Annotated in this window: 1 protein-coding gene; it reads right to left on the bottom strand. The window is 65.3% G+C overall.

Features of this window, described 5'->3' with window-relative positions:
• Positions 1–9: 9 nt before the first annotated feature.
• Complete coding sequence (locus AC1D75_RS09175) at positions 10–26,358, bottom strand: non-ribosomal peptide synthase/polyketide synthase (protein WP_495514951.1); 26,349 nt, start codon at positions 26,356–26,358, stop codon at positions 10–12.
• Between the last annotated feature and the right edge of the window lie 62 nt (positions 26,359–26,420).

Below are 26,420 nucleotides of genomic sequence, written 5' to 3'. Positions count from 1 at the left end.
GATCGACCATCACCGGTCAACACTACTCGACCTGTTGGTGAGGAACTCTGCCAACATCGGGCCCGCCTCTGCGAGCGCATCCGCGCCCATCATCGCCCAGTGCGTGGCCTCGACGCTGTGGTGAACCACCTCTCCCGACACGGCGCCTTGCCATGCGCGCGGTGCGATGGTGTCGTCGTCGCGCCCCGAGCCCGCCGTGAACAGCAGGAGATCGCCGTCGACGGTCCGCGGTTCATAGCGGCGCATCAACGTCATGGATTGGGTGGCCGTCGCGATCATCGTCTCGAGCCACTCCGCGGTGACATCTGCAAATGCCGGACCGCCGACTTCCCGAAGTTTCCCGGCGACGATCTCGGGAGAATCCAGAACCGGATCGACCCCCATCTCGGCGGGCAGTCCCAGGCCGGCGATGATCTCACTGGGTGCGACACCCTCCTCGCCGAGGACTTTGGCCGACTCCCCCGGGAAGCTGTCGAACATCACGAGCATCTCGACCTGCTGCCCCTCGTCCTGCAATCGTGCCGCGACCGCGTGAGCGATCACGCCACCGAGCGACCAACCCAGCAACCGATAGGGACCATCGGGCCGGATCGCGCGGATCTCATCGGCATATCTGGCCGCTATCTCCTCGACCGATTCCGGATTCCACTGACCGGTCGCCGCCGGTGACTGGACACCATAGATCGGGATCGCAGGATCCACTGCGTCGATCAGCCCCCGATACGCCCAGGCCAGCCCGAGCACCGGGTGGATGCAGAACAGCGGAGACTGGTCGCCGCGTTCGCGTATCGGCAGGACGACATCGAATACACCCGCCTGCGAACCACTTCCGGATTCGGCACTCGCCGCGATCCCGGCCACGGTCGGATCCATGAAGATCGCGCGCAACGACATCGGTGTTCCAAGATCATCGGTCAGCCGTGAGACCAGGCGGGTGGCCGACAGTGAGTTACCGCCGAGATCGAAGAACGACGCGTCCGCCGACACCCTTTCGAGCCCCAGAACCTCGGCCAGTACGTCCGCGACGATGCGTTCGGTCTCGGTGGCCGGCGCCACGTACTCTCCGGTCCGATGGAACTCGGGTAGCGGCAACTGTTTCCGGTCCAGCTTGCCACTCGGGTTCAGCGGGAACTCGTCGAGCACGACAACCGCGTCGGGCACCATGTACTTCGGCAGCGAACGACCCACAACGGCTCGCAACTGTTCAGTATCGAGGTCGGCGCCCCGGTGCGCGATCACGTAGGCGATCAGGTGGTCCCCGGTCCGCGGATCCTTGTGTACCAGCACCGCGCTCTGGCGAATCGGGGTATAGGCCAGCACCGCCGATTCGATCTCTTCGAGTTCGATACGCTGGCCGCGCAGTTTGACCTGGAAGTCGGTGCGTCCGATGTATTCCAGAGCCCCGTCGGCACGGCGGCGCACCAGGTCGCCGGTCCGGTACATCCGCTCCCCCGGCTGCCCGAACGGATCGGCGACAAACCGGTCGCACGTGATCCCCGGCCGTTGCAGATAGCCACGTGCCAGCTGCGTACCACCGAGATACAGCTCACCGGCCACACCGGCCGGGGTCGGTCGCAGACCGGAGTCGAGCACGTGGGCGGTGACGTTCCACTGTGGGACACCGATGGGAACCGTCTGGGTATCTGCCGGTCCGACTTGCCAATTCGTCACGCTGACTGCCGCTTCGGTCGGACCGTACATGTTGTTCAGGCTCGCCGAACACAGTTCACGGAAGCGCTCCGCGGTCTCCGGCGGCAGCGCCTCTCCGATCACGAACGCGTGGCGCAGGGTGCGCAGCGTGGACGGCTCCGCCTCGGCCACGAACACTCCCAACGGCGACGGGACGAAAGTTGCTGTCGTGATCCCGTACTGCTCGATGAGCGCAGCCAGATAGCGCATGTCCTTGTGTCCGTCGGGTTTGGCGATCACCAGGGTGGCGCCATTCTGCAGTCCCCAGAAGAACTCCCAGACCGACACGTCGAACGTCATCGCTATCTGCTGCAACACCACATCGTCGGTCCCGAGCCGGTACTCGGATTGCTTCCACAGCAACTGGTTGACGATCGCGCGATGGGTGATGACGACACCCTTCGGCTTTCCGGTGGAACCCGAGGTGAACATGACGTATGCGGTGTTGCCGGGCCGCAGTGACGCGATGCGGTCGACGTCGGTGACCGGGCCGGCCGGCAGATCGGAGAGATCAAGGGTGTCGATCTCGACGACCGCGAAATCCGCCGAGATGTCGATTCCGTCACCGACGGTGGTCAGCACACACACCGGATCCGCGATCTGCAGAACGTAGGTGGTCCGCTCCGCCGGGTGGTCGGGGTCGATCGGGACGTATGCCGCCCCGGCTTTGATGATCCCGTACATCCCCACCAGCAGGTCCAGTGACCGCCGCATTGCGATGGCGACCTTCGATTCGGGCCCGACACCCATCCCGATGAGATGGCGCGCGAGACGGTTTGCGCGGGAATCGAATTCGGCGTAACTCAACACCTCGCCTTCGAAGACGAGGGCGTCGGCGTCCGGGGTGCGGAGCACCTGTGCATCGAACAGATCGACCAGAGTGCGGTCCGGAACATCGACCTCGGTTGCGTTGAACTCCGCGAGTTGCTCGCACTCGGCCGGGACCAGCACGTCGACCCGGCCGACCAGGACATCGGGCTGAGCGGCGATCTGGGCGAGCATGTGATCAACCCGCGCCAGGATGACATCGACTTCGTCGTGGGTGAACACATCGGCGAGGAACTTCGCCTGCAGGCGCACTCGGTCGCCAGCAGTGATGAACAGCGACAGGGGGAAGTTGTTCGCGTCCACACCGGAGACATCGAGCACCCGCAAACCGTCGATGTCGGTGACCGAGCCTGATGCCACGGCATCGACCGGGTAGGACTCGAAGACCGTCAGCGTGTCGAAACCGGCTCCGGGCCCGACGCGTCCGGCGATCACCGGCAACCCCACGTAGTGGTGTTCGACCAGTTCGGACTGCTCGACCTGCAACCGCACCAGGAAGTCGGCGAGGGTCTCGGACCTGTTGATCCGGGCCCGGACGGGCAGTGTGTTGATGAACAGGCCGATCATCGACTCCACACCCTCGAGGTGCCCTGGCCGACCCGAAACGGTGGCGCCGAACACCACGTCGTCCCGGCCGGTCAGTCGCGACAGCACCAGACCCCAGGCCGCCTGGACGACCGTGTTCATCGTCACCCCAAGGCGTTTGGCGACCGCGTCGAGCTCCGTCGTCCGCTCCGGACTGATCTCGAGGAGCATCTCACCGGGCATGCTCTGCTGCTCGCGGGCTCGATTTGCCGGCGCCAGCAATGTGGGTTCGGTGACCTCGGACAACGCCGCGGCCCAATGTTCCACCGATGCCGCCAGATCCCGGCCGGCAAGCCACTGCAGGAACCCCCGGTAAGAACGAGGCGCCGGCAGCACCGTGGCATCGCCGCTGGTGGCGTACAGCGTGAACAGCTCACGCAGTATCAGCGGCATGGACCAGCCGTCGAGGAGGATGTGGTGGCTCGTCATCACGAAGTCGACCCGATCGGCACCGAGCCGAACCGCCGTGAACCGCATCAGCGGTGGCGCGTGCATCTCGAATCGGCGATTCCTGTCTTCGTCGAGGATCGCAGCACGGACGTCCTCGGCATCGGGATCGGCACGCAGATCATGCTCTGCGAACGGAGCCACGGCGGATTCGACGATGACCGCGACGGCCTCGTCGGAGAGATCATCGCGGAACGCGGCACGCAGATTCGGATGGCGATCGAGCAGCGCCGCAGCTGCCGCGCGCAACCGACCGATGTCAACGGTGCCCCCCAATCGAAGGATCACCTGCGAGGTGTACACGTCGAGCGAACCCTCGGCGAGCCTGGCGTGGAACAACATCCCACGTTGCAACGGCGACAGCGACCACACGTCGGTCATCGACGGATAGTCGACCGCAAGCATGTCGACGGCGCGCTGATCGAGATTCACCAGCGGCAGATCCGACGGTGTGAACACCCGGCCGGACGCACTCGACGACCACTCGGCAACGGCTTTCGCGGCCCGCGTCCACAAATCGGTGAGCGATCGCACCTCGGACTCGCGCAGCAGTGTGTTCGGGAAGGCGAACGTCGCCTCGAGCCGATCGCCGGTCACCGCGGCGTTGATGTCGATGGCGGCGGCCACCGGCATGTCCGGATCCGGGCCGACCGACGCGGTGAGTTCACCGCTCGGCGCCGGCAACCATCCGACGACACCCGGCGCGCTCTCGGTGCCGATCCGGCCGAGATAGTTGAACCCGATAGCGGGTTGCGGATAGGCCCACAGCTGTTGCGCGGTATCTGGATTCAGGTATCGCAGCATCCCGTAACCGATGCCCTTGTCGGGTACCGCCACGAGTTGTTCCTTGATCGATTTCACGGCATCGGCAACCGCGGGCCCACCTGCCAGCGCGTCATCGATGTCGACGCCGGTCAGATCCAGCCCCAGCGGGAACATGGTGGTGAACCATCCCACCGTCCGCGACAGGTCGGCTCCGGCGACGACCTCTTCCTCGCGGCCATGACCCTCGAGTTTGATCGTGGTCGCGTCGGTCTGGACCCCGCGGTCGCGTAGCCAGGCAATCGATGCGATCGCGAGGACGGCCAGCAGACCGTCGTTGACCCCACCACCGAAAACCCTTGGGACCGTGGTGAGAAGCGCGTCGGTCACATGCTCGGGCAGTTGTAGCTTCACCGATTCCACGGTGCCGAACACGTCCAGCGCCGGATCGAGCGGACGCCCGCCGATATCGACGCTGCCCTGTTCCAGCAGGTTCGTCCAGAAGCCGAGTTCGGCGACCCGGTCCGGATCGGCGGATTGTTCCGACAGTGCGTGCGCCCAGCGACGCATGGAGGTACCGACCGGTTTCAGCTGCGGCGGCTGGTCCTGCGAAACCGCCTGCCATGCCGTCACCAGATCTTCGACCAGAACCCGCCAGGACACACCGTCGACGACCAGGTGATGGGCGACGATCAACAACCGGCCACCACCGGACACATCGGGTCCGGGTTGCAGCCATACCAGCCGCAACACCTGCCCCCGGGCCACATCCAGTTGGGCAGCCGCACGATCGAAGGCAGGTTCGACCAATTCGGCGAACGCAGGCGTCCCGGGAGCTGCCGAAGCGCCGAACTCGACGCGTTCGATCATGCCTGCGATATCGAGCACCTGACGATCCCGGACAGTGATCGTGTTGTCCTCGTATGAGAGCGAGGCCCTGAGCATGTCGTGGTGATCGACGACCGCGGCGAGCGTGTCCACGAGTTGTGCGTGGTCGATGGAGTCGGGCAGCGCCACATACAGCGGCATGATCAGGCGGTTGTGCCCGCCACCTCGCTCGATCATCCATCGGACGATCGGAGTTGCGGGCATCTCACCGATGCCACCGCCCGGCAGCTCTTCGAGAACCGTGACCGCCGCGTCGGTGCTCATGGTCGCCACCCGGGCAATATCGGCGACGGTCTTGTGCTCGAATATGTTGCGCGCCGAGATCAGGACACCGGCCGCCTTGGCGCGGGATACCAGTTGGATCGAGATGATGCTGTCGCCACCGAGGGAGAAGAAGGAGTCGGTGACACCGACCCGTTCGACACCAAGGACATCGGCGAACACGGCGGCCAGGATCTCCTCGGTTGGCGTACTCGGTGCGACATACTCCTGGGCCGACTCCTCGAAGGCCGGTTGCGGCAATGCCTTTCGGTCGACCTTTCCATTGACGGTCAGCGGCATCTCGTCGAGCACCATCACCACCGCAGGCACCATGTGCGCGGGCAGCGATCGGCCTGCGAACGTGATCAGCGCCGACGAACCCACCGTGGCGCCCGCGGAGGCCACCACGTACGAGACCAACATCGTTGCCCCCGACGGACCTTGAACGCCCTGGGTCGTGACGAACTCGACCGAATCGTGCTCGGCGAGGACCGCGTCGATTTCCCCCAGTTCGATGCGGAAACCGCGCACCTTGACCTGGAAGTCGCTGCGGCCGATGTATTCGACCTCGAGCGCGCCGGATGGTGTTGGTACCCAACGGACCACGTCTCCGGTTCGATACATCCGCCGACCGGGATCAGTGGGGTCGGCGACGAAACGCTCTGCGCTCAACCCGCTCCTGGCGTGATAGCCACGTGCCAGTTGTATCCCGGAGATGTACAACTCACCGGGCGCACCGACCGGCACCGGGCGCAGGAACCCATCCCGTATCGAAGCCGACACACCGCGGATCGGGCCACCGATCGTGGGTCGGTCACCGGGGAGTATCCGATCGCTGATCGTCACCATGATCTGGGTCTCGGTCGGGCCGTAGCCGATGTAGAACTGCCGATCCGGTCCCCAGATCTCGACCAACCGGTTCGGCACGGCCTCACCGCCGACCACCAGGTGTTGCAGACTGTCCAGCCCCGCGGGATCGAGCGTCGCCAGGGCGGCCGGTGTGATGAACGCGTGCGTGACCCGGTGCTCTGCGATGATCGTCGCGAGTTCGTCGCCACCATAGACACCCGGAGGCACGATCACCAGCACCGCACCCACCGGGACCACAAGTAACAACTCCAGCATCGACGCGTCGAAGCTGGGTGACGAAAAATGTAGCGCCCGTGACTGTTTGGTCAACGCGTACCGTTCGGCTTGCTCGGCGGCGAAGTTCGCCAGACCCGCGTGCGACATCACCACGCCCTTGGGCAGGCCGGTCGATCCGGACGTGTAGATCATGTAGGCGGCGTTGTCGATCTGCAGCGCCCGCGGACGTTCTTCCGGCAGGAGGGGCTCGTCGGGTCGCGTCGAGCACTGCATCTCGAACTGCTGATCGTCGAGAACGAACCACTCGGTGGCGGCAGGCAGGTCGGTGCGGTGAGCCTCGATCGTCAAACCGATCCGGGCACCCGAATCACGGACCATGTGCTCGATGCGGTCGGCCGGGTAGGCCGGATCCATCGGGACCAGGACACCGCCGGCCTTCGCGACCGCCCACAGCGCCAGGTTCGAGTACACCGAACGCGGCAGCGCCGAGGCAACTGTGACCTCGGGGCCGACTCCGAGCGCGATGAGCTCCCGCGCAAGGCGATTCGACCAGCGATCGAGCTCTCCGTAGGTGACTCGTCTGTCACCGAGGACCAGGGCGATGGACTCTGTTCCGGCAGCCTGAACCGCTGCGGCGAGCATCTGGGGCAGAACCACAGCGGGTTCGGCGGGTGCGCCACTGACCTGCTGCAATTGCGCGCGTTCGTCACCGGAGAGCAGATCTATCGCTCCGACCGCAACGTCGGGCGCGGTGATCAGGGCCGTCAGTGCGGCGAGGAGCCGCGCGCAGATGCGCCCCATGGTGGGCTCGTCGACCAATTCGGGCGAATAGCTGAACTTGAACTTCAGGGCTCCGCGCATGCTGGCGGTCAAGGTGACCGGATAATGGGCGGCGTCCTGTCCGCTGAACCCGGTCACCCGCATTCCGGCGATGTCGGTCTCGGCTGTGGCACCGGCCATGTCGACGGGGAATGACTCGAAGACGGCCAACGTGTCGAACTGCGCGGCCTCGCCCACCGCCCGTTGGATGTCGGCCAACCCCATGTGCTGATGATCGAGCAATGTCGACTGCTCGACCTGCACCCTGGCGAGCAGTTGATCGACCGTCTCCGAGGCCTTGACCCGCACCCGAACCGGAATCGTGTTGATGAACAACCCGATCATGGACTCGACGCCCGCCACATCGGCGGGTCGCCCTGAAACCGTCGCTCCGAAAACGCAATCGGATCGTCCGGTCAACGCGTTCAGCACGATCGCCCAGGCGGTCTGCACAAACGTGTTCGGCGTGACACCGAGCGCCCTTGACCGCGCTTGCAGCATCGTCGTGGTTTCCTCGGTGATGCTCGCATGGAGTTCTGCGACACCTTCGTGTTGCCTGCGACCGCGATCACCGGAGATCAGCAGCGTCGGCCCTTCGACACCGCCAAGGGCATCGACCCAGGCCTGCCGCGATTCCTCCGGCTTCCGTCCCGCCAGCCACGACAGGAAGTCACGGTACGAGCGTGGCGCAGGCAGGACCGAGGCGTCGCCTCCGGTCGCATACAGGACGAGCAGTTCCTTGATGACCAGTGGTGTCGACCACCCGTCGATCACGATGTGGTGATTGGTGACCAACAGTTCGTACCGATCGGCGGCGGTTCGGAGCAGCGTGAACCGCATCAACGGCGGCTTCTCCATGTCGAAGGGCGCCCGTAGATCAGCGGCCGCCAGCTCGTCCCGGGTCCGCTCGACCCCGGCACCCAGAGGATCCGTGCAATCCACTGTGCGCCAAGGGATGTCAACGTCATCGAGGACGACCTGCACGGTCTGTCCGGTCTCGTCGGTGACAAAGGCGGTACGGAAGGCCTGATGACGTGCGATCAATGCCCGTGCACTGCGGCGCAGTCGCTCTGGGTCGACGGTTCCGGCCAGGTGGAGCGACATCTGCGCCGAGTACACGTCCACCGCCCCCTCGGCGAGGGAGGCGTGAAAGTGCATGCCCCGCTGCAGTGGTGAGAGCGGCCAGATGTCTTCGAGATCCGGGAACGCTCGTTCCAGCGACTCGATCCCACCTTGCGTCAGCGTGACCAGACCGAAGTCGGACGGCGTCCGGCCACCTGCCCCTGGTGCGGACGCGTACCGGGCGACCTGCTCGAGTGCCGCCGACCACCCCGCAGCCAACTCCCCGACCTCGGTCCGGGTGAACAAACCCACGGGGAAGTCGATGGCTGCCGACAGTCGTTCCGCGCCTTCGCGCTCGGACACGACAGCGTTGATCTCCAGAGCGGGGACCGGCATGTCCGGGTCGAGCGACGATCCCAGTTCACCGCCGTCGCGGGCCGGAACCCAGCCGATCTCCCGCATCTCGTCGGTGAACTCGATCGCAGATGTGCGGCCGAGGTAGTTGAAGCTGATCTGTGGCTCCGGTCCGGTCAGCTCTGCGGCCGTCTGGTCGTTGAGATACCTCAGCAGACCCCAGCCGATGCCGTTGTCGGGTGTGGATCGGAGATTTTCCTTGGTTGCCTTGATCATTCGGCCGAGATCGTCACCGCCGGCCAGCGCGCCGTCGACATCGAGTCCGGCCAGATCGAGTCGGAGTGGATATGCCGTCGTGAACCAGCCGACCGTGCGGCCGATCTCGGCCCCCGGCAATGCCCGCTCCTCACGACCGTGGCCCTCCAGTTGCAGGTAGACGTGGTCGGCCGACCGGCCCCACCTCGACCTCCACTTCGCCAGAGCCAACGCGAATCCCGCCAGCAGTCCGTCGTTGACGCTGCCACCGAAGGCCTCTGGGACCGCGGTGATCAACGCTCGCGTCGCTTGCTCCGAGAGCTCGAACCGCACGCGCTCGGTCGTTCCGACCGTGTCGGATGCGGGGTCGGGGGCCCGCTGCCCCAGCAGCGGGTCGTCCACGTCGATCACGGTGCGCCAGAAGCCCAATTCGGCCACCCGGTCAGGATTGTTCGCCATCTCGGCCAGCCCGTGCGCCCATCTGCGCAGCGACGTACCCACCGGCTGCAGCCTGGGCCCGTCACCTGCCAGGATGCCTCCCCAGGCCGCAGCCAGATCAGGTAACAGGACGCGCCAGGACACACCGTCGACCGCCAGATGGTGGATCACGATCAACAGGCGGCCATTGGTGCGCAATTCGGCGGCCGGATCGAACCAAACGAACTGAGCGACGATTCCTGCCTCAGGATCCAATCGGTCGGCGGCCGAGCTGAACTCGTCCTGCACCAGGGCCTCGAAATCGTCTGTACCGGGCAGACTTTCGAACCGGACCCGATGCAGGATCGACCGACCCTGTTCGGGTTGCGGTTCCTCGACACGCAGATGCCCCACTGTGCCGTCGTCACCGCGCACCCACCGCAGCCGCAGTGCATCGTGATGCGATACCACCGCATCGACCACCGATTCGATGGTCGTCTGATCGATGCCGTGCGGCAGGGTGACGAAATTCGACTGCGAGAAACGCTTGTGCCCGCCGGGTGCGGATCCGAACGCGGCCATGATCGGTGTCAGGGGCAGCTCCCCCACACCGCCACCGGGAAGTTCGGCGATCGTGTCCCGCTGATCGTCTGCGAGATCCGTCGCCACCGTCGCCAGCGCGGCAACGGTCTTGTGTTCGAACACATCTCGTGCAGTCAGACCGATACCGAGCGCCTTCGCGCGGGATACCAGCTGGATCGACATGATGCTGTCGCCGCCGAGGGCAAAGAATGACTCCACGGCACTTACCCGGTCCCGGCCGAGCACTTCGGAGAACACCGCAGCGATCTTGACTTCGGCGTCCGAGGCGGGTGCCACAAAGGCAGCGCTCTCCACGTTGAAAACAGGCTCGGGCAACGCCTTGCGATCGAACTTTCCGTTGGCCGAGATCGGCATGCTGTCGAGCACCGTGAACGAATCGGGGACCATGTAGTCCGGCAACGCTGCGGCGATCGCAGTGCGCAGGGTGGCCACGTCGATCCCGGCGCCGCCGGCGGGCGTCACATAGGCGCAGAGCCTGCGTCCGTGCTCACTCTGGACAGCCAGGACCGCAGCCTGCCCGATCGAGTCGTGCCGAGCGAGCACCGCCTCGATCTCACCGAGCTCGATCCGCAGACCCCGGATCTTGATCTGGTGGTCGGTTCGTCCCAGGTATTCGAGCCTGCCGAGCCGATCGATCCGCGCCAGGTCGCCGGTGCGGTACATGACCGCGCCCGGATCACCGAGCGGATCGGCCACAAACCGATCTGCAGTGAGGTCTGACCGCCCCAGATAGCCGCGGGCCAACTGGATTCCGGCAAGATACAGCTCACCTCCGGTTCCCGGCACCACCGGCCGCAGGCGGGCATCGAGTACGTAGGCCCGGGTGTTCCATACCGGGGTCCCGATCGGCATCGCGCCCGATTCCGTGCCGTCGACCCGATGCTGCGTCGCGGTGATCGTGGCCTCGGTGGGTCCGTATTGATTGTCCAGGTACGCCGTATTGTGTCCGAGGAATCGCCGTGCCAGCGACTCCGGCAGGGCTTCGCCGCCGACCGCGAGACCGCGCACCGATTCGGGCAGTGCCGGCTGCTTCTCGCTCAGCATGACGGCGAGCATCGAAGGAACGAAATCGAGTAGGGCCACATTCCACCGGCGGACGGTCTCGATCAGGTACTCCGGATCCCGGTGACCGTCGGGTCTGGCGATGACCAGATGTCCGCCACATGCGAACGGCACGAACAACTCCCAGATCGACGCGTCGAACACCAGCGGGGTCTTCTGGAGGAAGGTGTCGTCGGCGGAGCACTCCAACGTGGCCGCCATCCATCGGATCTGATTCGCCGCGGCCGCATGGCTCACCACCACACCCTTGGGTTTGCCGGTCGAACCCGAGGTGAAGATCACGTATGCAGAGTTCAGCGGGCGTAGCGGAGCACGTAGTTCGGATTCGACCAACGGCTCGCCGCCGAAACCCGACAGGTCCACCCGATCGATCTCGATGAGCGGGTGGTCGGCAACCGGTTCCATCAGGTCCTGCGCGTTGGTCACCACGCAGCCCGGTGCGGCCTGTTCGACGATCTCGGCGATCCGCACCCGCGGCTGATCCGGGTCAACGGGCACGTACACGCCGCCTGCCACCATCACAGCGTGGATCGCGACCATCATCTCGATCGACCGGCGCACCGCGACGACCACGGTCACCTCTGGTCCGACGCCCTGTGAGATCAGCAGTCGGGCCAGTGCGTTGACCCGGGCGGTGAACGACGCATAGTCGAGGGTCACGTCCTCGAACGTGACGGCCGGAGCCTGCGGTGCCACATCGACTGCGGCAGCGAGGAAGTCGGTCAGTACGCGTTCTTGCACCGGTGTGGCGGTGTCGTTGAGTTCGTGGAGGACCAGCGCCCGCTCGCGATCGTCGAAGAGATCGATGTCGCCGACCCTCAGGTCTGGTTGGGCAACGGCGGTTGCCAGTAGCCGAAGGAACCGTTCGCTCAACGCGGCAATGGTCGACCGGTCGAACAGGGCTGTGGAATAAGCGAATACACCTGAATATCCCGACTGCGCGCCATCGATGTCGACCTTGGGCGACAGCGAGAGTTCCAGGTCGTACTTCACCTCGAACAATTCGACCGGGAGCGGGGTGATACTCAGATCCGGCAGTTCGAGTGCAGGACGGTCGACGTTCTCGAAACCGAACGACACCTGCGCCAACGGCGCATACGCCGTGGACCGCTGCGGATTGAGGACCTCGACCACCCGCTCGAACGGCACGTCGGCGTGGGAGAAAGCGCCGAGATCCGCGTCGCGTACCGCAGCGAGCGTCTGTGCGAACGTGGCATCGCCTTCCACGGTTGTCCGCAGCACCAGCGTGTTGACGAACATCCCCACCAATCGGTCGAGCGCCTGCTCACCCCGCCCGGCGATCGCGGTACCCATGGCGATGTCGCCGGACCCGGAGATCCGGGCGAGCAACACCGCAAATGCCGTCTGCAGCACCATGAACGTGGTGGTACCGGTGTTCCGGGCGATGCCTTCGACCGCCTTCGCGAGCTCCGCCGGAACCGAGAACGGCAACCGCTGCCCGGTGGTGGATTGCACCGGCGGCCGAGGTCGATCCGTCGGCAGTTCGAGCACATCTGGAAGATCGGCCAAAGCCTCACGCCAGTAGGCTATTTGCCGGGAGATCACCGATTCGGTGTCGGTTTCGGAGCCGAGCACCTCTTGTTGCCACAGACTGAAGTCCGCGTACTGCACGGGCATCGGCTGCCAATCGGGATCGCTTCCCTGTTGCGCACGTGACAGATATGCCAACATCACGTCCTGGGCGAGCGGTGCCATCGATGCGCCGTCGGCACTGATGTGGTGCACCACCACGACGAGTACATTGTCGTCGGGATCGATGGAGAACAGTGCGGCACGCAACGGCACCGACTCGGTGACGTCGAATCCCTGTCGACCGAACGCAATCGCCGCTGCGATCACCTCGTCTTCGGAAACCTCCACGGTTGTCAGCGACACCCCGGCATCGACCACGGACAACACCCGCTGTTCGGGACCCTCGGGACCGGAGGGAAACACCGTTCGCAGCGATTCGTGTCGGGCCAGAACGTCATCCATCGCAACACGCAGCGCGTCGAGGTCGAGCGCTCCGGTCAACCTGACCGCCATCGGGATGTTGTAGGCCGCCGACGTGGTGTCGAACTGGTTGAGGAACCACATCCGTTGCTGCGCCATCGACAACGGGATCCGGGCCGGCCGAGTCCGTCGCGTGAGCGGTGGATGGCCGGACTCACGCTTGGTCGCAACCGATGCGGCGGCGGCGATTCCGGACACTGTCGGAGCGTCGAAGATCGTCCGTACCCCGAGTTCGACGTCGAGGGCCTGGTTGACCCGGGCGACGACGCGGGTCGCCGACAGTGAGTTCCCGCCCAGCTCGAAGAAGTCCGCATCGCTGGAGACCCGTTCGACACCGAGGACGTCGGCAATGACTCCGGCGACTATCTCCTCGACCGGTGTCCGCGGAATCTGGAATTCCCCGTCGGTCTCCCATACCGGCGCCGGAAGCGCCCGGCGATCGGTTTTACCGTTGGTGGTCAGTGGCATCGAGTCGAGCTCGACGAACGCGGCGGGCACCATGTGCGAAGGCAACTCTCGCCGCGCGTGCGACCGCAATTCCTGCGGATCAATGGCCACACCGGTGGTGCTCGTGACATAGGCGACCAACGCCACCGATCCGCTGGGAGTCCGCACATCCACGGTTGTCGACACCCCGACATCCGGATGACGCGTCAGCACGGAGTCGATTTCAGTCAACTCGATCCGGAATCCGCGAATTTTGAGTTGGAAATCCACCCGGCCGATGTAGTCGATCACGTACTCGTCGTCGTTGATCACCCAGCGGACAACATCGCCCGTCCGATACATCCGGCTGCCCTCAGGGCCAAAGGGATTCGCGACAAAGGTTCCTGCGCTCAAGCCGGCGCGGTTCTGGTATCCCCTGGCCAGTCCGCCGCCGATCATGTAGAGCTCACCATTGACACCGACAGGCACCGGGCGCAGCCGGGAGTCCAGCACAACGGCCTGCATACCCCGGAACGGCGCTCCGATGTCGACCGGGCGATCGCGGCGCAACGGAACGCTGACCGTGCAGATAATGGTTGTCTCGGTCGGGCCGTACATGTTGAGTACATCCCGGCCTTCGGCCCATGCCTCGATCAGCTCCGGCGGTGTTGTCTCACCGCCGAGGACCACGGTTCGGTAGGTGTCCAGACCAGTCGGATCAACCGTGGCCAACGCGGCAGGCGGAATGAACGCCATCTCAACGGCCCTGTCCTGCAGCAGGCCTGCCAATTCTCGGCCGCCGTAGACCCCCGGCGGGACGACAACCATCGTGTTGCCGCCACTCGCGCCGAGCAGCAGGTCGAAGATCGCGCCGTCGAATCCCGGCGAGGAGAACAGGGCGGTACGGACCGCCGTGTCCCCTCGGGTGACCCGCTTCTTTATGGCTTCGAAAACACCGGACAGGCCGCGGTGCGTGGCGACCACGCCCTTTGGTTTCCCGGTCGAACCCGAGGTGTAGATGGTGTACGCCACATTGTCGACCGACGCCGCAGTGCGGTCGGCATCGGCCAGTGGCGCGCTCGACAGGTGCTCGAGTTCCTGCAGCGTCGAGGGATCATCGAGAACCAGCCACTCGATGTCGTCCGGCAACGAGTCCCGGAACTGTGCGGTCGTGATACCGAACCGTGCCCCGGCATCGGCGACGATGAACTGCATCCTCGACATCGGGTACGACGAGTCGAGTGGGACGAAAGCCGCACCCGCCTTTCCGATCGCCCACACCGTGGTGACCCACTCGATGGACCGCGGAAGCGCGACCGCAAGGAACTCCTCGCGCCCGGCACCGCGGTCGATGAGCATGCGGGCAAGACGATTCGACTCGGTATCGAGTTCCCGATAGGTGACCGACCGATCGTTCTCGAGCACGGCGGGCATATCCGGGTACAAGTCGGCGCCCCGCGAGATGAGGGCGTCAAGCGTCATCGGCTCCGGATCCGGACCCGCGCAATAGGGCACCACTTCTCTGCGTTCGGCCCCGTCGAGAAGTTCGAGGGCTCCGACGGTCACCGTGATGTCATCGGCCACGGCGCGACACACTCGCACGAAGTAGTCGGTGAAACGTTTCGCGGCCGCCGGATCGAACAGGTCGGCCGCATAGGTGAGCGTCGCGTCCAGCGCGGGACCGTCCTCGGTGTCACGCTCGATCATCATCAGCTGGAGGTCGAATTTCGCTGTCTCCAAGCCGGATTCGACCGGCTTGATGACCAGATCGGGGAGGTTCAGCTCAGCCCGTTCGACGTTCTGGAACGCCAGCGCCACCTGGGCCAACGGTGAGTGCGACCGGGAACGTTCCGGGTTCAGGGCCTCGACCAGCTGTTCAAACGGCAACTCGGAATGACTGAATGCAGCCAGGTCGGACTCGCGCACCTGTTGCAGCAGATCGATGAAGCGCAGATCGGGATCGGTGCGGGTTCGCAACACCAGGGTGTTCACGAACATCCCGATCAGGTCGTCGAGTTCACGTTCGCCACGCCCGGCGACCGGGGTCGCCACCGCGATGTCGTCACCACCGCTGAGCCGAGACAACAGCACCACCAGGCAGGCATGAACGGTCATGAAAAGTGTTGCACCACTGTCGGTGCCGATTTTGCTGAGGCCGTCCCTGGTCGCCGCGTCAACCGTGAAGTCGACGGTGCCCGCCCGGAACGACTGCACCGGTGGACGTGGGTACGTGGTGGGCAGTTCGAGCACCGTCGGCAGGTCGGCGAGCTCGGTCCGCCAGAAATCCAGTTGCTCGGTCGCAGCCGATGCCGGGTCGTCGATGGAACCGAGCCAGTTCCGTTGCCAGACGCTGAAGTCGGCGTACTGCACCGCCAGAGGCACCCATGCAGGCGCCCCGCCCTGCATACGCGCGACGTAGGCGGTGACCAGGTCCCTGGCCAGCGGAGCGCGAGATGCTCCGTCGGAGGCGATGTGATGGATCGACATCAACAGCACGTGCTCATCGAGACCGAACTCGATCAGCGCAACCCGCAACGGAATACGTTTCGCGACATCGAACCCCTGCGAGAAGAACTCGATCATCCGGATCGGGAGGTCGTCTTCACCGCAATTGATCCGGGCGACATCGATGTCTGCATCGACCACATCGAGAATGTGCTGGTGTGGTCCGGATTCGGAATCGGGGAATACCGTACGCAGCGATTCGTGTCGATCGAGCACATCGAGCAACGCCGCCGTGAGGACATCGATGTCGAGGCTTCCGGTGAGCCTGATCGCGACCGGGATGTTGTAGACCGGTGAGGCGGTGTCGAACTGATTCAGGAACCACATCCGCTGCTGTGCGAGTGAGAGCGGGATCGCGGCCGGTCGCACGGTGGCGATCAGCGGTGTCCGCGATCGCCCTTCTCCCGCGCTGCGGCCGAGTCGGGAGGCCAGTCCGGCGACCGACGAATCCTCGAACAGATCGCGCAGCCCCAGTCGCGCATCGCCGGCGGCGTTGAGGCGGGCGATGACCCGGGTCGCGATCAACGAGTCACCGCCGATGTCGAAGAACCGGTCGTCGACGGACACCCGTTCGAGGCCCAACACCTCACCGAAGACCGCAGCCACCATCTCTTCGTGCACGGTGACCGGCGCCCGATATTCGGTTGCCGTACTGCCGAACTGCGGATCGGGAAGGGCGCGCCGGTCGAGTTTGCCGTTGACGGTGAGCGGCAGTTCGGTCAGGACGACAACCGCCGATGGGACCAAGGCCGCAGGCAACACCGCTCGTGCACGTTCGAGCAGATCCTCCGGTTCACTCCCCGTTGTCTCCGGGACCACGTAGGCGACGAGCCGATCAACACCCTGCGGACTTGTCTTGAGCGCCACGGCGCAATGCCGAATCCGGTCGTCGGAGGCGAGTACACCCTCGATCTCGCCGAGTTCGATTCGGATGCCGCGAAGCTTGACCTGCAGATCGGCCCGGCCGAGGTAGTCGAGGGTTCCATCTGATCGACGCATCACCAGATCGCCTGTGCGATAGAGCCTCGCACCGGGCTCTCCCTGCGGATCGGCAACAAAACGCTCCGCGGTCAGCACCGGCTTCGAGGCATACCCGCGCGAAAGCTGAACACCGCCGAGATAGAGCTCTCCCACCGCACCCGGCGGAGCTTCGCGCAGCGCCTGATCGAGCACGCGCGCGACCACATTCGCCACCGGGAACCCGATTCCCACCGATCCGTGCAAGACGTCGTCGGCGGTGGTCTGCAATCGGGTGGAGGTCACCGTCGACTCGGTCGGCCCGTACTCATTGTGTAGCGACGCGTTCGACATCGACCGGAAACGGTTCAGGGACGTCACCGACAGTGCTTCACCGCCGCAGAAGACCATTCGTAACGCCGAGATCTCGTCTGGTTCGACGGCCGAGAGAAAGACGTCGAGCATCGAGGGGACAAAGTGCATTGCGGTGATCCGATGGCGCGATACCGCCTCGGCGAGGTAGCGCGGATCGCGATGGCCATCCGGGGTCGCGATCACCAGCGCCGCGCCGTGCGTCAGGGGCCACCACAGCTCGCGCACCGACGCGTCAAAGGTGAACGGCGTCTTCTGGAGAAGCCGATCATCGGCCCCGAGCCGATAGACCGATTGCCGCCACTGCACCATGTTCACCACGGAGCCGTGGGTGACCTCGACCCCCTTGGGCAGGCCGGTTGACCCGGACGTGAACACCACGTAGGCCAGATGTTCGGAGCGCAGCGGCGAGTGCCGTTCGAGAGCATCGATCGGCACATCGGCGTGGCGCGCGAGTTCATCTGCCAGCGAATCGATCTCAAGGACCGGACTGTCGCCGGGGACGTCCAGTGGTCGCTTCGAGGTGGTGAGGGTCAACATCGTTGCCGCCGCGCGCATCATGTGTTCGATGCGCTCCGGCGGGGCGTCGACGTCGACCGGGACGTACGCGGCACCTGCCTTCGCGACGGCATAGATCGCGATCATCAATTCCGTCGACCGCTCGATGACAAGCGCGACCCGCTTCTCGGGGCCGACTCCGTGGCCGATCAGCAATCTGGCGAGCCGATTGACGCGAGCGTCGAACTCGGCGTAGGTCAGGACCTCGTCCTCGCCGATGAGTGCGGTGGCGTGGGGTGTTCGGGCAACCTGGTCCTCGAAGAGGTCGACCAGCGTCCGGTCCCCGATCGGTTCCGGTGACGGGTTCCACCGGAGCACCGCGGTTCGTTCCTCTGGCGAGGCGGGATCGAGCGCGGCCAGTCTCGCTGCCGGATCAGCGATGAACGACCTGAGCACCCGCAGCAGTCGATCGAGGTGCGAGTCGGCGACGGCCTCGGTGAAACTCTCGCGCGCGAACTTCGCGGCGAAGTGCAGGCGATCGGTGTTCGCCGCCACGATCGACAACGGAAAGTGGCTGGCAGCAGCGGATTCCACATCACGCAGCCGGACACCGGCGATGTCCACACCGCCGCCGACCCCGGCACTGTCCACGGGATAGGACTCGTAGAGGACCGCGGTGTCGAAGACCGCCCCGGTGCCACCGTGGCGATGGATGTCCGCCAGCCCCAGGTACTGATGGTCGAGCATGTCCGACGAAGCGCTCTGCAACCGCTGCAGGAACTCGGCCACGTCGAGGGCGTTGTCGACGCGGACCGCCACCGGCACAGTGTTGATGAACAGACCGATCATCGACTCCACGCCGGTGATCGACGGAGGTCGGCCGGAGACGGTTGATCCGAAGACCACGTCGGTACGGTTCGTCATGGCGCTCAGCACGATTGCCCAGGCACCCTGCACAAGGGTGTTCATCGTGACGCCCAGTCGGCCGGCGAGTGCCGCGGCCTGCTGCGTCTCGTGGGCGGTGAGTTCACGTCTGACCATGCCCGGCACCGTGGCATGGTCGCGGCCTCGTGACTGTGGTGACAGCAACGTCGGTCCGTCGACGTCGGACAGTGCCCGCTGCCAGGCCGCCGTCGAGGCGGCGCGGTCCTGCTGCTGCAACCAATGCAGGTAGAGGCTGTACGGGCGGGTGGCAGGCATCGACGATTGGTCGGCATCGGTGGCATAGAGCACCATCAACTCGCGGAGCACGAGTGGCGTCGACCAACCATCAAGAATCGCATGATGATTGGTGATGACCACATCCCAGCGATCTGAGGCCAAGCGCAGTGCGGCGAGTCTGATCAGTGGGCCCGCCGACATGTCGAAACCGGTCGCCCGGTCGGCAGACAAGATCCGGTCGCGCTCGGCAACCCTTTCGGTGTCGTCGATCATCGTCAGATCATGAACCTCGACAACAACGTTCAAATCGGTGCGAACCAGCGCGACCGCGCCCAGGTCTTCGTCGATGACGAAGGTGGACCGCATACTCTGATGCCGCTCCAGCAGCGCATTGCAGGCCCGGCCGAGCCGTTCGACATCGAGCAGCCCGTCGAGACCGAGTACGAACTGCGCGACATACACATCGACCACCGACGTCGATTCGCGAGCCATCAACGCATGGAACAGCATTCCGTGCTGCAACGGCGAAAGCGGCCACACGTCAGCGATGCCGGGGTGGCCCTTCTCCAGTGAATCCAGTTGCGCCTGGGTCGCAGTCAGCAGGGTCAGGTCGGAGGGAGTCAATCCGCCCGCGTCGGGTTGTGTGGCGTGGCGGGCAATGGCCGAGACCGCGGTGGTCCAGTGCTCGGCCAGAGCAACGATCTCGTGTTCGGTGAACAGATTCGCGGCGTAGGTGAATGTTGTGGACAGTGTTCCACCACCGAGCACCGACACGTTGACGTCGATCGCGGCGCCGAGCGCCATGTCGGGATCGGTCGCACCACCGAGGTTCTGGCCCTCGACCACCGGAACCCAACCGTGCCCGATCATCTCGTCGGTGATCTCTTGACCACCGAACCGCCCCAGATAGTTGAAACTGACCTGCGGGTCGGACGCTGCCGCGAGAACCGGCCCGGTCTCGGCGTTCAGGTAGCGCAGAAGGCCGTAGCCGATCCCGTTGTCGGGGACCGATCTCAGGGTCTCCTTGACCACCTTGATCACCCCGCCTGCCGCGGTGCCACCTGCCAACGCCTCGTCGATGTCCACACCACCGATGTCCAGGCGGATCGGATACACCGTGGTGAACCAGCCGACGGTCTTCGACAGGTCCGCGCCCGGGGCCACACTCTCTTCGCGGCCGTGGCCCTCGAGAGTGATCCCGAACGGGGCCCGCTCCTCGGCGACGCCGCGGTCACGGCGCCAGGCGGCAATCGCCAGCGCGAGCGCGGCCAGCAGACCATCTTGGACGCCTGCTCTGTATGCGCGCGGAACCGCGGTGGTCAACGCCTCGGTCAGTTCCTCGGGCAGGGTGACCGAATGCTTCTGTGCGGTCCGCATGGTGTCGGTCGCCGGGTCGAGAACACGTGCACCGATGGCTGATTCGACGGGATCGGACATCGACTGCCAGTAGGGCAGTTCCCCGATGCGCCCCGGGTCGGTCGCCTGCGCGGTCAACGCATGGGACCACCGCCGCATCGATGTCACCTCTGCGCCGAGGTCGAGGGTCACATCAGCCGTCAGTTCGGCCCAGGCACCGGCCAACGCGGGAACCAGTACCCGCCAGGAGATCCCATCGACCGCGAGGTGATGCAGCACCAGCAGCAGGCGTCCGTTTCCGTCGACACCCGCGGCCGGTTCGAACCATACGAACCGGGCCAAGGCGCCTCCGGCAGGATCGAGCCGGTCCGCGGCCTCATCGAGAGCCGTGCGTGCGAGTGCGGCGAAGCCCTCGGATGACGGCCTCGCGTCGGCGTCGAACTCCACCCTTGTGATTGCCGGTTCCACCTCGATTCCACCGACCTCGGCGACCACCAGCTTCGGAGCCGCCGCCTCCGCGGCAACAAGATGGGCGCGAAGCATGTCATGGCTGTCGACAACCCGCTGGAGTGTCGCAACGAGCGTGGAGTGATCAATTCCCACCGGCAATGTGAGCATCACCGCCTGCGAGAAGCGATCACCCATTCCACGCTCGAGAGCCCAATGCATGACCGGGGTCAGCGGCATCTCGCCGACCCCACCTCCGTCGAGCTCCTCGAGCACCGGTGTCATGTCCGCAGACTGTAGAACGGCCACTTCGGCCAATCCGGCAACTGTCTTGCGCTCGAACACATCTCGCGCGGTGATCTGGACACCCGCGGCCTTGACCCGCGAAACGAGCTGGATGGACACGATGCTGTCGCCGCCGAGCGCGAAGAAGGAGTCGGTCACGCCGACCCTCGGCACCCCCAGCACCTCCGCGAACACACCGGCCAGGATCTCTTCGAGCACCGAGGACGGCGCGACATACGATTTGGTCGCGATGGCCGCGAAGTCGGGTTCCGGCAGGGCTGCCCGGTCGAGCTTGCCGTTCACCGTCATCGGTACCGAATCGAGCACCATGACAACGGATGGGACCATGTACTCGGGAAGGGACTCGGCGGCATGACGCAGCAGCTCGTCGGTGTCGACGGTAAAGCCTTTGACCGGAACGACCGTCGACACCAGGACCGTCGTGCCCGTCGGCCCGGTGCGCCCCTGGGTCACCACGAAATCGATGGTCTTGTGGCTCTGCAGAACTGCGTCGATCTCACCGAGTTCGATCCGGAACCCGCGCACCTTCACCTGGAAGTCACTGCGGCCCAGATACTCCAGGTTCGCTTCCCCTGCGGGATCGCTCATCCACCGCACGACGTCACCGGTTCGGTACATCCGGGTCCCGCCATCGCCGAACGGGTTCGCCACGAACCGATCACTGGTCAACCCCGCCCGGCAGTGGTATCCACGGGCCATCTGCAGTCCGCTGATGTACAGCTCACCGCTGACCCCGACCGGTACCGGACGTAGGCTCCGGTCGAGAACCATCGCCTCGACACCGCGGATCGGGCCGCCGATGGTCATGGCGTCATCGGGCTGCAACCGCCGCGACATGGTCACCATGATGATGGTCTCGGTCGGGCCGTAGCCGTTGTAGAAGTGCCGGCCCGGCGCCCAATCCCTCATCAGACCCTCGGGCACGGCCTCGCCGCCGACCACCAACTCCCGAAGCGAATCGGCTTCGCCGGCGTTGACGGTGGCCAAAGCAGCCGGCGTGATGATCGCGTGAGTCACCGAGGCCTCGGTGATCACCCGGGACAACTCGTCGCCGCCGTAAACCCCGGGCGGCACGATCACCAGGGCGGCCCCGGCCGACGCCGCGAACAGCAATTCGAGCATCGCCGCGTCGAAGCTCGGCGACGAGAGATGCAGGACCCGGGCCTGCGAGGTCACCGAGTATCGCTCTCGCAGTTCGGCGGCGAAGTTCGCCATGGCCCGGTGCGTGACCACCACGCCCTTGGGCACTCCGGTCGAGCCCGAGGTGTAGATCATGTACGCCGCATTGTCGATGCGCTGCGGTGACAAGCGAGTCGGGATGCCACCGTCTGTTGCCACCGCTTCGTCAAGCACCTGCCGGGTCTCCGGGTCGTCCAGGACCACCCATCGCACCGAATCGGGCAGCTGCGAGCGATGTTCTGCGAGGGTGACGCCGATTGCCGCTCCGGAGTCGGCGATCATGTGCTCGATGCGCTCCCGCGGGTAGGCCGGGTCCACAGGAACAAACGCGGCGCCAGATTTGACCACCGCCCACAGTCCGACCTGTTCGTCGAATGAACGCGGAAGTGCCAGTGGGACGAACTGATCGGCGCGAGCTCCTTCGGAGATCAAGATCTGCGCCAGCGCGCTCGACCGTCGGTCGAGTTCACGGTAGCTGTGGACCTCGTCGTCACAGATCACCGCAGCCGCATTCTCATCGACGCTCGCTGCGGAATGAAGAAGTTCGCCGAGCGTGACCGGAGTCTCACCCGCCCGGCCCACAACCGGACACAATTCCGCGATCTCGGAATCAGAAAGTACGCCGATCCGTCCGACGATGACGTCGGGCTGCGCGACAACCTGATTCAGGATCCGAACGAAGCGCTCGGCGAGTTTCTGGATCGATGCCTGGTCGAAGAGGTCCGTTGCGTAGACAAACAACCCCGCCAGGCCGCCCGCATTCGTCGGGTTCAGCGCCAGCTGCAGATCGAACTTGGCAAACGTGACACCGCTGTCATACTCGGCGATCGACAGATCCGGCGCATCCAGGACCGGGGGTTCGTTGTTCTGCAGGGCCAGCGTGACCTGGAAGATCGGGGTGTATGCGGTGGTGCGCTCTGGCGCAAGCACTTCCACCAACCGCTCGAACGGAACATCAGCATGGGCCAGGGCGCCGAGGTCGGAGTCGGCGGTGGACCGCAACAATTCTGCGAACGTGGCCCCTGGTGTGATCCTGGTGCGCAGCGCGAGGGTGTTGACGAACATGCCGACGAGCCCGTCCAGTTCGCGTTCTCCGCGGCCTTCGATCGGTGTCCCGATGACGATGTCGTCCATCCCGGACAGCACCGAGAGCGTCAGCGCGAACGCCGTGTGGAGCACACTGAACTCCGTGGTGCCGCGCTCCCGCGCCACCGCGGCGATCTGCTGGTGCAGGGCACCGTCGATGGTGAACTCCGTACGACCGCCGAGCATCGAGGGGCGGCCGGGCCGCGGCCGATCGGCCGGAAGCTCGAGTACCGCAGGTATGTCCGCCAGGGCATCGGTCCAATAGGAGATCTGCCGCGAGACCAGCGAGTCCGGATCAGACTCCGACCCGAGCAGTTCATGTTGCCAGAGAGCATAATCGGCGTACTGCACGGGAAGCGGCTCCCACTGCGGGCCGTCATCGTCCGAACACCCCAGGTATGCGGTGACCAGATCCCGCGCCAGCGGCGACATGGACGCACCGTCGGCCGCGATGTGATGCAACACCAGGACCAGCACGTGCGAGGTCGGTCCGAGCCGGAAGATGGCCGGTCGAACCGGAACCTGAGCGGTCACGTCGAAACCCTGTGATGCCAACGCTGCCAACCGGCTCCGCAGTTCTTCCTCGTCGGCGACGTCGATCGGGTCGAGGGCGAGATCGACCTGGGTCGGGTGGAGAACCTGCTGCCACGGTCCGTCTTCACCCGACGGAAAAACAGTGCGCAATGACTCATGGCGCTCGATGACACCCCGGACCGCATTCGCGATGAGGTCGAGATCGACCGTGCCGGTCAACCGCACCGCCAACGGCAGATTGTATGCGGGCGAGGAGGTGTCGAATTGATTGATGAACCACATTCGGGACTGGGCCAGCGACAGCGGCGGATGATCAGGGCGCGCTCGGGGTTCCAGGCGTGGGCGATCGACCGTGCCCGCCGCCGATTCGCCCACGACGGCGAAGCCGGTCACGGTCGGGTTCTTGAACAGTTCGGCCAGGCCGATATCCGAGTTGAGCATGGAATTGACCCGGGCCACGACCCGCGTGGCAGACAACGAGTTTCCACCGACGTCGAAGAACGAGTCGTCCGCACCCACCCGTTCCACACCGAGGACTTCCGAGAAGACGGCGGCGACCGCGATCTCGGTCGATGTGCTCGGCTCCCGGTACGGGGTGGTCGATCTGGCGGCGTGCGGTTGCGGCAGTGCTTTGCGGTCGAGCTTCCCGTGTGCGGTCAACGGCAGCTCGTCGAGCGCGATGATCGTGGCCGGAATCATGTAGTCCGGCAGGAACTCTGCCAGGTGTCTCCGCACCGCTCCGATGTCTTCGACATCCGAGGTCGGACGGACGACATAGCCGATCAGTCGTTCGAAACCCGAGTCGTCCGTATTGACCACGACCACGGTTCGGACCGCCCCGGTCACCCGGGCGAGTACCGTCTCGACCTCACCCAGTTCGATCCGGAACCCACGCAACTTCACCTGGAAGTCCGTGCGTCCCAAGTACTCCAGATCACCGTTGGGTCGTCGCCGGGCCTCGTCACCGGTCCGGTACATCACCTCGCCCGCCGAACCCGCGGGATCGGCCACGTAACGTGCGGCGGTCAGGTCCGGACGGCCCACGTACCCCCTCGTGATCTGCGGACCCGCGAGATAGATCTCACCCGGAATGCCCGGTGGGACCTCCCGGAGTCGGCGGTCGAGCAGGTGAGCGCGCAGACCCGGGTACGGGGTGCCGATGGCAACCACCGGTCGCGACAGATCGTCGTCGGCGCTCGCATACCGGGTGCCCGACACCGTGAACTCGGTGGGGCCATACTCATTGCTCACCGAGGCATCCAGTTTGGCGCGGATCTGACCGAGGAGATGCGACGTCAATTGCTCTCCGCCGCTGAGGATCTCACGGAGGGATTGCCCCTCTCCCGGTTGCAGCGCGTCGACGAACACCGCCAGCATCGACGGCACGAAATGCATCACCGTCACGCCGTGACGATCGACTGCGGCGGCGAGGTATCGCGGGTCCCGCTGCCCGTCGGCGGTGGCGATCGCCAGGCGCGCTCCGCTGACCAATGGCCACCACAGTTCACGCACCGCGGCGTCGAACGTCACCGGGGTCTTCTGCAACATGCAATCGGACGGTCCGACCCCGTAGACCTGCTGCCGCCGAGACAGGAACTCCCCGACCGAGCGGTGCGACACCACAACGCCTTTGGGACGTCCGGTCGACCCGGAGGTGAAGATCACGTACGCCGGGTTGTCCGCCCGCAGCGGCGTCCGGCGCTCCGAGTCGGCGATCGGGCCGTCGTCGTGAACCGACAGATCCAGCAGATCCGGATCGACCACACGCACTCCGGCCGGAACCGTCAGACCGTCAACATCCCGGGCGACGACACAGAGCGGGGCGACCGAAGAGATGACCTCCGCTACACGCGCCGCGGGATGATCCGGATCGACCGGCACGTAGGCGCCGCCGGCCTTCACGATCGCGTAGATCGCCACCATCATGTCCGGTGAGCGTCGAACACCCATCACCACCGGGATTTCCGGCCCGACACCGATTCCGATGAGATGGCGGGCCAGCCGGTTCACCCGCCGATCGAACTCGGCATAGGTCCACGTTGTCTCATCGCAGATGAGCGCCACCGCATCAGGGGTGGCCGCCACCTGAGCTTCGAACAGATCCGGCAGGGTCGCGGTCGCGGTCACCGCGGACTCCGCCTCTGCCACCGCCACCACCTCCCCGACGGCCCTCGCCAGTGCACCGTCCGCCGCGGCAATCGTCGGAGACAAGCCGGAGATGGCAACCGACAACACCTCGGTCGGGCCCAATCCCCGATCCGCCAACGGTGCGGCCAGCAAACCCAGGCGCGTGTCGAGGTCTACCCAGGTGACCCCGACCCCTTCGTGTTCGTATGCAACGGCACCGGGATCACGCGTTGTGAGTCGACTGATCGCATCGAGCAACTGCGCGAACGACAATTTGTCCTCCTGGTGGAACTGGATGATTGTGGTCTCGGATGCGCATTGCCCTGTTGTGCACT

The sequence above is a fragment of the Williamsia sp. Y712 genome, assembly GCF_059445525.1.
This window is presented reverse-complemented; position numbering and strand designations above follow the sequence as displayed.